Below are 12629 nucleotides of genomic sequence, written 5' to 3'. Positions count from 1 at the left end.
AGTATCAGACATGACCAGCAAGAAATTCCTTCTCGACAATGTGGTCTGGATCCTGATCATCGTGTTCAGCATCCTCGCCGGCTTCCTCAATCCCTTCTTCCTTTCGGAAGGCAATCTGCAGAACGTGCTGGTGCAGGCGACCACGCTGGGCGTGCTGGTGCTGGCGGTCTCCTTCACGCTTCTGATCGGCGAGATCGATCTCTCGGTGGTCGGCAATCTGGTCTTCTCGAGCATGGTCGGCGCCTATGCCATGCAGCAGTTCGGCGTCCACTGGACGCTGGCCGTACTCATCACCATCGTTGCCGGGGTGCTCGTCGGTCTGCTCAACGGCTACTTCGTCGCCTATTTGCGCATGAATTCGCTGATCGCGACGCTGGCCATGGGGCTTTTTCTGCAAGGCGCGGTGCTCGGCGCCACCCAGGCCCGCACCATGGTGGTGACCGATGAAGGCTACAGCTACATAGGCAGCGCCACCATCGGCAGTTGGCCGGTAATGCCGATCGCCCTCTTCGTCGCCTATCTCCTGGCGCATGTCGTGCTTGCTTATTCGGCCTGGGGTCGCAACCTCTATGCCACCGGCGGCAACCGCCGGGCGGCGAATGCCGCAGGCATCAACGTCAAGCGCGCGAGGCTTGGCGCCTTCAGCGCTTCCGGCTTCCTCGCTGGAGTGGCCGGCTTCCTCTACACCTCCTATCTCGGCGGCGTCAGCGTGACCGTCGGCAGCACGACGCTGCTCTATGCCGTGGCAGCACCCGTCATCGGCGGCGTTTCGCTGTTCGGCGGCCGCGGCCGCGTCATCGGCATGCTCGGCGGCACGCTGCTCATCACCGTCATCCAGACCGGCCTGCAGCTCATCAACGTCTCGGCCTATTACATTCAGATGATCGGCGGCGCGATGATCCTGCTTGCGATCGCCGTCGATGCCTTCCGCATAAGGAGCGAGGAACGCGGCGTCGTTTGAGGCGCCGCTCAGCGGCGTGGAGGCTCAGAATAGTCAAAAAAGTACCAATGGAGTGACGCGAACATGGTGGCGAAGATCTTGTCGGCTCGGTAGCTTGGCTGACATGAGGCCGAAACCGGACGGCGCGTCGTAGAGGGGACGCGCCTTGGCTTCAATACGGGAGGAGCAGCGATGAAACCCGATCTTGAAGTTGTGCAGATCAGGCCGGGCGAGTCTTTCACTGCCTGGTCGCACGGTTACCCGTTCCGCACGGTGCGCTGGCATTTCCATCCGGAATACGAACTGCATCTCATCGTCGCCACCCGCGGCCGCTATTTCGTCGGCGACTTCATCGGCGAGTTCGAGCCGGGCAATCTGGTGCTGACCGGCCCCAACCTGCCGCACAACTGGGTGAGCGATGTGCCGAAGGACGCGACGGTGCCGCTGCGCTGCCGCATCATCCAGTTCAATGAAGGCTTTATCGACGGCGCCATCAATACCTTCCCCGAGCTCGCGGCGCTGACGCCGGTGCTCGAAGCCTCGCGCCGCGGCGTGCTGTTCAGCCGCCAGACCAGCAAGCAGCTTGGCCCGCTGATGGAAGAGATCATGAATTCGCAAGGCGTGCGCCGCATCGAGCTGTTCATGATGATAATGGGTCTGCTCAGCCGCGCCGAAGGCGCGCGCATGCTGGCCAGCGCGAGCTACCTGCCCGATCCGTCGGGGTATATGTCGGCCGGCATCAACAAGGCGCTTGCCTATCTGCGCGAGAACCTGACCCAGCCCTTCAGCGAGACGGACCTAGCCGCCATCGCCGGCCAGTCGCCCAGTGTGTTCTCCCGCTCCTTCCGCCAGCACACCGGTATGACGCTGGTTCAGTATGTGAAGCGGCTGCGCATCAACCTGGCCTGCCAGATGCTGATGAGCGACGAGCAGGCTTCGATCACCAGCATCTGCTTCGAGGTCGGCTACAACACCCTTTCCAACTTCAACCGGCAGTTTCTCGCCGAAAAGGGCATGACGCCCTCGCATTTCCGGCGGCTGACACTGCACAACATCAACCTTGCGAAAGCGGCCTAGCCAGCCGGCTCGACAAACAGCGGCATCGAGTTGGCATGGGCAAACGTGCCCGGCAAGGCAAAGCTTTGCCTGCGCCGCTGGCCGAAACGGCAACACCGATAGGAAACGAAGGTGACATCACCATCCGCGACCCTTGTCATCCTGCCGCAAAGCAATGACCTATAGCAACCGAACGGGATCGGGCGAAGGATCTGAAGTCATGAGCAGTCATTTCATCGGCATCGACATCGGCACCGGCAGTGCCCGCGCGGGCGTCTTCGACGAAGCGGGCGCCATGCTTGCGTCCGCCAAGGCCGACATCGCCACCTGGCATGCCGAAGGCCATATCGTCGAGCAATCGAGCAATGACATCTGGCGCGCCGTTTCTACGACCGTTCGCGAGGCGGTGTCGCTTGCCGGCATCCCGGCGCAGTCGGTGCATGGCGTCGGCTTCGACGCCACCTGCTCGCTTGTCGTTCTGGGGCCGGGTGGCGAGCCGCTGACGGTCAGCCCGTCAGGGGATCCCGAGCGCAACATCATCGTCTGGATGGACCACCGCGCTACCGAGCAGGCGCGCAGGATCAACGGCACCGGCGAGGACGTGCTGCGCTATGTCGGCGGCACAATCTCGCCCGAGATGGAAACCCCGAAGCTCTTATGGCTCGCCGAGAACATGCCGCGGACCTTCGCCGCGGCATGGCAGTTCATGGATCTCGCCGATTTCCTCACCTGGCGCGCCACCGGCAGCCTGGCGCGCTCGACCTGCACGGTGACTTGCAAATGGACCTATCTCGCGCACGAGGCACGCTGGGATGATGGCTATTTTCGCAAGGTCGGGCTCGGCGCGCTCGCGGATGAGGAATTTGCCCGGATCGGCACCGAGGTCGTGGCGCCGGGGAGCGCGCTGCCCAACGGCTTGAGGAGCAAGGCGGCGGCCGAGCTTGGCCTTTTGCCCGGAACGCCGGTCGCCGCCGGCATGATCGATGCGCATGCCGGCGGCATCGGCTCGGTCGGCGCGCGCGGCGGCGCCGGCGATGTGACCACGCGCATGGCCTATGTCTTCGGCACTTCGGCCTGCACCATGACGACGACCGAGCAGGCGGCTTTCGTGCCGGGCGTGTGGGGGCCCTATTTCTCCGCGATGGTGCCGGGGCTGTGGCTGAACGAAGGCGGCCAGTCGGCCGCGGGCGCCGCCATCGATCGCCTGGTCGGCATGCACCCCGCCGCCGTCGAGCTGGCCGGGATCGCGGCGCGAGGCGGCCAGAACCTCAGCCAGTGGCTGGCGCAGGAGGCGGAGCGGCATGGCGGTGCGGCGAAGGCGGACAGCCTGGTCGGCGGCTTGCATGTCGTTCCCGAATTTCTAGGCAATCGTGCCCCCTTGGCCAATCCCGACGCGCGCGGACTGGTCGCCGGCTTGGACATGGCGACCGGGGCCGACAGTCTCGTCGCGCTCTATGTCGCCGGCCTCTGCGGCCTCGGCTATGGCGCCCGCCAGATCCTGGCCGCCATGCATGGCCGCGGCATCAACATCGATACGATCGCCATCAGCGGCGGCGCAGGGCAGAGCCCGCTCGTGCGGCAGCTCATCGCCGACTCCACCGGCAAGGTGGTCTACGCGCCAACGTCCCCCGAGCCGGTGCTGCTCGGCTCAGCGATGCTCGGCGCGGTGGCCGCCGGGCGCCACTCCGACCTTCGCGCGGCCATGGCGGCGATGTCGGAGGTGGGCGAGGTCTATTCGCCGAACGCCGCGCTCGCTGACTGTCACGACAGGCGCTTTGCCGCGTTCGAACGCCTGCAGGCTGCTGCGCTGTCAGTTTTGGCTGTGTGAGATATCCAGCCGTCGCCCGCCAACATTCACCGTCACTTGCCCTCTTGGGCCGGAACCATCGCCGGGCGGAGGGGTTGTGTCGTCAGACTTCGATACATGGAAGGAAAGACGATGCGGACATTGACGATGATGCTCGCTCTTTCGACCCTTGCCCTGGCGCAGTCGGTCTCGGCTCAACACGCCGATCCGCAACCGCCCCAGGTTCTGCCCCCGGCTGAACAACCTCGGCTCGACCAGGTGCAACCCGATCCGCCAAGTTCCGGCCAGACCGTTACCAACGTCGTGGTGGTGGCGATGGAGGACCTGCCCGCGGAGATCAAGGTCCAGGCCGAAGCCGTGGTCACCAGGACAACCGCCACGGACCTGGCCAAGCTGCAGAAATCGATCGATGCCTCGCCCGAGGCGGTATCGGTGCTGCATGCGAACGGGCTGAATTCCTCGCAGGTCGTCGCGGCCAACATCGATGGCGACGGCACGCTGACGCTGATCATCCAGACCACGACATGATCAGCGGCGCCGCGGGCGGTTGACCCGACTGCAGCGGCCAAACAAAATGAGAGTCCGCGAAGAGGCCGCCATGGCCGAAACCGCAATTCGCAACTTCACGCTCAACTTCGGACCGCAGCACCCGTCGGCGCATGGTGTGCTCAGGCTGGTGCTGGAACTCGACGGCGAGATCGTCGACCGCGCCGATCCGCATATCGGCCTACTCCACCGCGGCACCGAGAAGCTGATCGAATACAAGAACTATCTGCAGGCCCTGCCCTATTTCGACCGGCTCGACTATGTGGCGCCGATGAACCAGGAGCATGCCTTCTGCCTCGCCGCCGAGAAGCTGCTCGAAATATCGGTTCCCCGGCGCGGACAGCTTATCCGCGTCCTGTTTTGCGAGATCGGCCGGCTGTTGTCGCACCTGCTCAACGTCACCACGCAGGCGATGGATATTGGCGCGCTGACGCCGCCGCTCTGGGGCTTCGCCGAGCGGGAGAAGCTGATGGTTTTTTATGAGCGCGCGTCGGGCGCGCGCATGCATGCCAACTATTTCAGGATCGGCGGCGTGCATCAGGATCTGCCGGGAGAGTTGCTCGACGACATCTGGAATTTCTGTGATCCCTTCCTGGGAACATTGAGCAATCTCGATGAACTCCTGACCGAAAACCGTATATTCAAGCAGCGCAATGTCGACGTCGGCGTGATCGGACAGGACGATGCCTGGGCCTGGGGTTTCTCCGGCCCGATGGTGCGCGGCTCGGGCGCGGCCTGGGATTTGCGCAAGGCGCAACCCTATGAATGCTATCCCGAAATGGATTTCGACATTCCGGTCGGCAAGCACGGCGACTGCTACGACCGCTATCTCGTGCGCATGGAGGAGATGCGGCAGTCGGTTAGGATCATGAGGCAATGTCTGGAGAAGCTGCGCTTGCCCGACGGGCACGGCCCGGTCGCCGTACCGAACCAGAAGATCACGCCGCCGCCGCGCGCCACCATGAAGCGTTCCATGGAGGCGACGATCCACCATTTCAAGCTCTACACCGAAGGCCATCATGTGCCGCAGGGCGAGGTCTACGCCGCGGTGGAGGCGCCCAAAGGCGAATTCGGCGTCTATCTTGTCTCTGACGGCAGCAATGTTCCGTACCGCTGCAAGATACGTGCGCCGTCTTTCGCCCACCTTCAGGCGATGGACTTCCTGTCGCGCGGGCACATGATCGCCGATGTCGCGGCCATCATCGGATCGCTGGATATCGTGTTCGGAGAGATCGATCGCTGAGTAGAGGTGCGGCGCGGGCAGCCCTAAGAGCAAATTCCAGACATAGTCCCAAACTTCGCGCGGGGAATTGCATCAACAGCAGAATGAGCGAAAGCAAAAAGATAGAGCGGTTCGACGTTCTCGCAAAACGGTGAATCGCTCTAGCTACCGACGGCTGGGGACAACTCCCCTCCGTCTCCGATAAGGATTGAACTTGCCGCGGTTCTTCGAACCGCGGCAGTCGTCTTAGTGCATGAACACCGATCTCAGCCAGGCAAGAATTCCCGAGCCTGGAGAGATGGCCGCGCGAACGCGGGACGCCGCCCAGCGTGCCGGCAGATTGGCGCCGACATGGCAATGGCAGACGACCTCGTGCAGTTGCCAGTCGCTGAGTTCGAAGAAGCGCTTTGCTTCGCCGTAGGTGTCGTCCTTCAGGCCCTGAGCACGAAAGATCGGGTCTTCGAAGGCGACAGTAATCGGCGATCCGGTGGAACGCATCTTTTCGCGCACGTCGGGTGTGGCGTATTCGGTGCCCGCAAGCGCCATAAGGCGCCGGCCGGGATCCTGCTCCAGAAGTTGCGCCCAGCGTTCGAGGCGTTGGCCACGACTGGCGATGAGAACCGCTGCTTCAGCATGAACGTCGGCAACGGCATTGAGTTGGTCTACGGTTTGGTGCTTCAAGGCCGCCTCCTATGTCGGCAGATGATCACCCGCCCCGCAAACGGAACTAAGGCGCTGCATGGCGCCGGCAAGGGCGAAATGGGCGACGGGAAATCATTTGATCGTCATTCGTGTCCGACCCCGCCGAAGCGCGGCGGGATCGCTGTGGAACCATCCCCGGTCGAGGCCGTTCTGCCATGCGTCAGCCGCCGGTGATCAGGTGTCGATGAAGCGTCGGATGAGGCGGCTCTACCCATCATGTTCTGGTCGGGCAGATACCGGTTGCCCAAACCGCATCTCGCGGACTGCTCCGCCAGCGCAACGAGGGACCACCTTATGGCTATTCTCCCCACTCCCGACCCCACGCCAACGCCGGTCCCCACGCCGCCGCCGTTTCCCGACCCAAAACCGATGCGCGAACCGGATCCGGAGAGGCTGCCGGACGAGGAACCCGTTCCCAATCCGGATGAGAACGACGTGCCTCCCAAGCACTCGGGTGCGCTCGGTGCAGGGCCACGAGGCCATATCGGTGCGGGACATCATCGATGAGGCCGACCTCGGCCGCTCGGCTGATTGGCCACACGTCGGCCGGTCGCGCCGCCCCGCATTGTAAAGCGGATTGAACGATTCAAAGCACCAAGCCGGCGTCTATTCAAACCGCGCCGGCGTCCAGGCTCCTCCGGCCGCGTTCGACTCCACTGCCGCCGCCAGGAACTTCACACCACGAGCGCCGTCGACGACGTCCGGCACCTGCGCCGCGCGCGCAACATCGACCGCAGCGCCCGCTCGATGCGCGCGGATGATGTCGGCGGCATCGCGGTAGAAATTGGCGAAGGCCTCGATATAGCCCTCGGGATGCGCCGCCGGCATGCGCGAGACGCGCCGGGCTTCCGTCGTCGAGCCGTGGCCGCCGCGCACCAGCGTGCGTGCCTCCTCGCCATACGGCGCGAAGCGCAGTTCCTCCGGCCGCGTGCCCGACCATTCGAGCCCGGCCCGGTCGCCATAGATGCGCACCGAGAGATCGTTGTAGTGGCCGGGCGAAGTCTGGCTGGCGAGGATGGTGCCGCGCGCCCCGCCGGTCCAGCGCACCAGGACATGCGCGTTGTCGTCGAGGCGACGACCTGGCACGGCGGTGAAAAGGTCCGCCGATACGGCGTCAGCCTCGAAGCCGGAGATGAAGCTCGCCAGGTTGAAGGCGTGCACGCCGATGTCGGCAAGCACCGCCGATTGCCCGGCGCGCGCAGGGTCGGTGCGCCATTCGGCCTGCTTCTGGCCTTGCGCGTCGATCGGCTGCGTCAGCCAGTCCTGGATGTAGGCACCGTGCACGGACAGGATGCGGCCGAGTTCGCCCGCTGCCACCATTTCGCGCGCCTGCCGCGCCATGGCGTAACCGGTGTTGTTCAATGTGACGAGGAAGCGGCGCTTCTTGGCTTTCGTCAGCGCCACCAACGCCTCAGCCTCGGCAAGCGTTGTCGACAGCGGCTTGTCGCAGATGACGTCGATGCCGGCTTCTAGGAAAGCAGTGGCGATCGGCGCATGCAGATGGTTGGGCGTGACGATGACCACCGCCTCGATGCCGTCCGTCCGCGCCGCTTCGGCCTTTGCCATCGCATGGTAGTCGTCATAGCTGCGCTCCGGCGCGATGCCGATCTCAGCGGCGGATGCCGCAGCGTTCTCGGCATCCGAGGACAGCGCACCCGCCACCAGCAGGATCTGGTCGTCGAGCCGCATGGCCAACCGATGAACCGCGCCGATGAAGGCGTTGCGACCGCCGCCGACCATGCCGACCGTCAGGCGCCTGCGGAAGGTTCCGTCAGCGGTTGCGTAGACCATGGTTCGAGTCCTCCCGGATGCCGTCCAGCACAGGGACTATAGGAGGCGCCTCGCCAATTTCGAACAGCCTTTCCAAATTTTGTTTTGTAAAACGATCGTGCCGCACTAGCCTTATGCGAGACCGGTGGAGGAGGGTTCGAATGGTGAAGCGTCGCATGGCTACCTGCCGGCTTGTCCAGGCGATGGAAGCAAGACAATCGCTTCAGGTTTTGAATTCTCCCCTTTCTCCAAACGTCGACAATTGGCGATCTTCATCGCAAGTTCGGGGCGCCTCAGGTACAACAGCTCGAATCCGGCCCATCTGATGAGCGGCGCACGAACCTCACCCGGCGAGAGCGTTACCCGGAAACGCGGCCGTTCGCTGGCGGCACTTGGCCACACGAAACCACAAACCTATGAGGAGCTGCGCGCGGTGCTCTCCTCCGGCACCGTGCATTTCCCGAAAAGGATGCGCCAGGTCGCCATCTTCCTATGGCAGCATCCGAGCGACGTTGCGCTTGGCACCATCGCCCAGGTGGCGGCGCAGGCAGGCGTGCAGCCCTCGACGCTGGTACGCTTCGCGCAGATCTTCGGCTATGCCGGCTTTTCCGACTTCCAAGGCCTGTTCAAGGACCACATGAAAGGCTCCTGGCCGGAAGGACGCACGCGCGACAACAAGGGACCGGCAGCAGCCGAACCCCACGCCGACTTGCATTTCCTCAACGGCATGGTCGGCGCCTCGCAGGCTTCGCTCAACCGCATCGGCAATGGCTTCGACACCGACAGGCTCGACAAGATGGCCGACTTGCTGGCGGGAGCCGAGCTGATCTATGTCATCGGCAGCAAGCGCGCTTTCCCGGTCACCACCTATCTGTCGCTGACGCTGTCGCAACAGGGCGTGCGCAACGTGTTGGTCGACAATGTCGGCTCGACCGCGCTCGATCAGGTCGGCTGCATAAGCCAGCGCGACGCGGTGCTCGCCGTTTCCTTCAGCCCTTACAACTCGATTACGCCAGACCTGGTCGCCCTCGCCCATGATCGCGGAGCACGCATCGTCGCCATCACCGACAGCACCTTCTCACCGCTGGTGAAACTCTCCGACACCTGGCTGGAAGTGGTGGAACAGGACTTCGCAGGCTTCCGCTCGCTCGCCGCTTCGCTCGCCGTCGGCATGGCTTTGGTCCACGGCGTCGTCGCGCGGCGGACAGGTTGATCGGCGCAGTTGACTGCAAGGAACTGTCGTTCCATATTCGAGAAAATAGAAACTTTGTTCCGGGAGGAGGAATGGAGGTTCGGCTCGACGGCAAGGTCTTGTTGATCACCGGTTCGACCCAAGGCATCGGCCGCGCGATTGCCTGGACGGCCGCCCGTTCCGGCGCCGAAGGTTTGCTGATCACCGGCCGCAACCGGCAGCGCGGCGACGCAGTCGCGGCGGAACTGTCGGCGATCGGGGCGCCGTCCGCTTTCCTGGCAGCCGATCTCGGCGACCCGGAGACTCCGGCCCTGCTCGCCGCCGCGTGCACCGAGCGCTTCGGCCGCATCGACGGGCTGGTCAATGCAGGGGCTCTGACCGACCGGGCCTCCTTCGTCGATGCCGGCCTCGACGACTGGACATCATTGTTCGCCGTCAATGCGCGTGCGCCTTTCTTCCTGATGCAGGCGGCGATCGCCGACATGAAAAAGCGCGGACAAGGCGGCGCCGTCGTCAACATCCTGTCGATCAATGCGCATTGCGGCGCGCCGGATCTCGCCGTCTATTCCGCCACCAAGGGCGCCCTGGCGACGCTGACCAAGAATGCCGCCAACGCGCACCGCTTCGATCGCATCCGCGTCAACGGAATCAATGTCGGCTGGACCGACACGCCCGCCGAACGCGTCATGCAGGCCGAAACGCTCGGCCACGGCCCGGGCTGGCTAGACGCGGCCAATGCCGCGCAGCCCTTCGGCCGGCTACTCTCCGTTGCCGACGTAGCGAACCTCGCCGTCTTCCTGCTTTCCGACGCGGCCGGGCCGATGACCGGCGCGCTGATCGACCAGGAGCAATGGGTGATCGGAGCGAACCGGTGAGCATCTCACCCTCCGCCAGTCTCGGCCCCGCCCTGCTCGGCGGCCTGCCGCCTGAAGTCCGCAAACCGGCTTACGCTCGCTCGGCGCTGCAGCCGGGCATTGCCCATATCGGCGTCGGCGCCTTTCACCGCTGCCACCAGGCCGAATACACCGATGACCTCCTGGCGGATGATTTCGATCGCTGGGGGCTCGTCGGCATCAACATACGGCCTCCCGTGCTCGCCGCGACGCTCGGCCGGCAGGACGGCCTCTATACGCGGCTCATCCGTCAGAACAACGAGGTCGAGGCCCGCGTCATCGGCAGCATCGTCGGTGTGGTCGACAGCCAGCACAGCGCCGCGCCCGCACTCGAGGTGCTCGCCTCACCCGAAATCGAGATGATCACGATGACGGTGACCGAAAAGGGCTATTGCCACATCCCGTCGAGCGGCGCGCTCGACCTAGACCATCCCGACATTGTCCACGACCTCGCCAACCCTGAGGCCCCGCGCAGCGTGCCCGGCATCCTGGCACGAGCGCTTGAGCTGCGCATGGGCTCGCATGGCCGCCCGGTGACGCTGCTTTCCTGCGACAACATCCCGGCCAACGGCGCTATCCTCGGCAATGTCGTGGGGACATTCGCCGAGCGGCGCGGCAACGGCTTGGCGGACTGGATCGCCGCCAATGTCGCCTTCCCCTCGGCCATGGTCGACCGCATCGCGCCGGCAACGACCGAGGCCGATATCGAGACGGTCGAGCAGCGCTTCGGCTATCGCGACAGCGCCGTCGTCGTCGGCGAGCGCTTTCGGCAATGGGTGATCGAGAACCGCTTCGCCGGCCGCGTGCCGCGCTGGGACCGCATCGGCGCCGCTTTCGTAGACGACGTCACGCCGTTCGAGCATCTCAAGATGCGGGTGCTGAACGGCGCCCAGACGACGCTCAGCTATCTTGGCGTTTTGGGCGGCTTCGAGCACACATCGGACGCCATGGCCGACCCGTTGCTTGCCACCTTCGTCCGCCGCATGCTGACGGAAGAGACGCTGCCGACGCTGATGCCCGTGCCCGGCATCTCGCCGTCGGCCTATGTCGAGCAAAGCCTTTCGCGCCTCGCCAACACCGCGATCCGCCACCGCAATCACCAGATTGCTACCGACGGCTCGCAGAAGATCGTCCAGCGCCTGCTCAACCCGGTCAGTGATCGCCTGGCTAAGGGCCAAAGCATCGCGCTGCTGTCGGTTCCGGTCGCGGGCTGGATGGCCTATCTGATCAAGGCATCGTCGCGCTTCGGCCGCGCCTGGCAGGTGTCCGATCCTTTTGCCGAAAAGATTGGGGCCATCGCCGATCGCGTTGGTTCGGACAGCAGGGCCCTTGCCAATGCAATCCTTGCCGTCGAAGCCATCTTCCATCCGTCACTTGCCGCCAGCGACATGTTCCATGCAAATGTCGTCACCAGCCTCGATGGTTTGCTGTCAGATGATCCGATGGCCTTTGTCAGACATGTGTGCGCTGATCCAACAGATGCACGGTTGAAGCAACCAGCACGATCTGCATAGTACGAAGCAGGAGGCATCATGAAGCTTGGACTGCTCACGGCACCATTTCCGGATACTGCCCTCGGCGATGTCGCCGACTGGGCGAACTCGGCCGGCTTCGAAGCGCTCGAGATCGCCTGCTGGCCGAAGACTTCGGGCGACAGCCGCCGCTATGCCGGCACCAGCCATATCGACGCCGCCGGCACCTCCCCCGCGCAAGCCAAGGACATTGCCGCCGAGCTCGCCGGCAAGGGCCTGACGATCTCCGGTCTCGGTTTCTATCCCAATCCGTTGCATCCCGATCAGGCGCATCGCGATGCGGTGATCGATCACCTGAAGAAGGTGATCGTGCTGGCAAGCCGAATGGGTGTCTCGCTCGTCAACACCTTCTGCGGCGGCGACGCCTCGAAGACTGTCGACGACAACTGGCAGGCCGCGCAGAAAATCTGGCCCGCGATCATCGCCCACGCGCGCGAGCACGGCGTCAAGCTCGCCTTCGAGAACTGCCCGATGATCTTCAGCTATGACGAATGGCCGGGCGGACACAACATCGCCTATTCGCCCTATGTCTGGCGCCGGATTCTCGAGGCCTGGGGCGGCGACGTCGGCATGAATTTCGACCCCTCGCATCTCGTCTGGCAGATGATCGACAAGGAACGCTTCATCCGCGAGTTCGGCCCGCACATGCTGCATGTGCATGCCAAGGACCTGATGATCGATCATGATGGTTTGTATGAGCGCGGGATCCTTTCCGCAGGCATAGGCTGGCAGGTGCCACGCATGCCGGGGCTTGGCGACATCAACTGGAGCAGCATCTTTTCGGGCCTTTACCGGGCTGGATATGACGGGCCGGTGGTCATCGAGCATGAGGACCGCCGGTTCGAGGGAAGCGACGAGAAGGTCAAGCGCGGTTTTCTGCTGGCTCGCGACGTGCTGCGCCCCTTCGTCAAATGAGGGGACAAACGGCTAGGCTTCGATCGCTTCGGAGCCCAGGAACTGAAATCAATG

The 12629-nt window shown here is 64.2% G+C and carries 11 protein-coding genes; 9 read left to right on the top strand and 2 right to left on the bottom strand.

Annotated features, from left to right (window positions below):
• The first annotated feature begins 10 nt into the window (after positions 1–10).
• The 5 genes from P9230_RS16540 (at position 11) to P9230_RS16520 (ending at position 5592) form a co-directional block, all read left to right on the top strand.
• Positions 11–961 (top strand): ABC transporter permease, encoded by a 951-nt coding sequence (locus P9230_RS16540; protein WP_164747628.1) that lies wholly within the window; start codon positions 11–13, stop codon positions 959–961.
• A gap of 171 nt (positions 962–1132) precedes the next feature.
• Positions 1133–2017 carry an AraC family transcriptional regulator gene (locus tag P9230_RS16535; RefSeq protein ID WP_067003926.1) on the top strand — a complete coding sequence of 295 codons (885 nt, stop codon included), beginning with the start codon at positions 1133–1135 and terminating at the stop codon, positions 2015–2017.
• Between the two features lie 199 nt (positions 2018–2216).
• On the top strand, positions 2217–3824 hold the full coding sequence (locus tag P9230_RS16530) for an FGGY-family carbohydrate kinase (protein WP_278119952.1): 1608 nt from the start codon (positions 2217–2219) through the stop codon (positions 3822–3824).
• Between the two features lie 111 nt (positions 3825–3935).
• Positions 3936–4331: a hypothetical protein gene (locus P9230_RS16525; protein ID WP_127247019.1), complete on the top strand. Its 396-nt coding sequence runs from the start codon at positions 3936–3938 to the stop codon at positions 4329–4331.
• 70 nt (positions 4332–4401) lie between these two features.
• Entirely contained in the window at positions 4402–5592 is a 1191-nt protein-coding gene (locus P9230_RS16520) for an NADH-quinone oxidoreductase subunit D (RefSeq protein ID WP_278119950.1), read from the top strand.
• Between the two features lie 225 nt (positions 5593–5817).
• Here P9230_RS16520 and P9230_RS16515 read toward each other — a convergent pair whose 3' ends face one another.
• A complete protein-coding gene (locus tag P9230_RS16515) occupies positions 5818–6252 on the bottom strand; it encodes a hypothetical protein (protein WP_067003930.1) in 435 nt (144 codons plus the stop codon).
• A gap of 627 nt (positions 6253–6879) precedes the next feature.
• Positions 6880–8064, bottom strand: a complete 1185-nt coding sequence (locus tag P9230_RS16510; protein WP_127213971.1) for a Gfo/Idh/MocA family oxidoreductase — start codon at positions 8062–8064, stop codon at positions 6880–6882.
• Positions 8065–8368: 304 nt separating this feature from the next.
• On the opposite strand from P9230_RS16510, the gene P9230_RS16505 reads away from it, so the two are divergent.
• The 4 genes from P9230_RS16505 (at position 8369) to P9230_RS16490 (ending at position 12575) form a co-directional block, all read left to right on the top strand.
• Positions 8369–9256: a MurR/RpiR family transcriptional regulator gene (locus P9230_RS16505; RefSeq protein WP_127213970.1), complete on the top strand. Its 888-nt coding sequence runs from the start codon at positions 8369–8371 to the stop codon at positions 9254–9256.
• A gap of 71 nt (positions 9257–9327) precedes the next feature.
• The gene (locus P9230_RS16500) at positions 9328–10110 is read left to right on the top strand and encodes an SDR family oxidoreductase (protein ID WP_278119947.1); all 783 of its coding nucleotides are present in this window, start codon (positions 9328–9330) and stop codon (positions 10108–10110) included.
• Positions 10107–11642, top strand: coding sequence for a mannitol dehydrogenase family protein (locus tag P9230_RS16495; RefSeq protein WP_278119944.1), 1536 nt, complete (start codon positions 10107–10109; stop codon positions 11640–11642). The genes P9230_RS16500 and P9230_RS16495 overlap by 4 nt, the downstream gene beginning before the upstream one ends.
• Before the next feature lie 18 nt (positions 11643–11660).
• Positions 11661–12575 (top strand): sugar phosphate isomerase/epimerase, encoded by a 915-nt coding sequence (locus tag P9230_RS16490; protein ID WP_278119942.1) that lies wholly within the window; start codon positions 11661–11663, stop codon positions 12573–12575.
• The last annotated feature ends 54 nt before the right edge of the window (positions 12576–12629 follow it).

Origin of the sequence: Mesorhizobium sp. WSM4887, assembly GCF_029625865.1 — a bacterium.
Taxonomy (GTDB): domain Bacteria; phylum Pseudomonadota; class Alphaproteobacteria; order Rhizobiales; family Rhizobiaceae; genus Mesorhizobium.
Note: the sequence above shows the minus strand (reverse complement) of the source record. Positions and strands in the feature narration are given on the sequence as shown.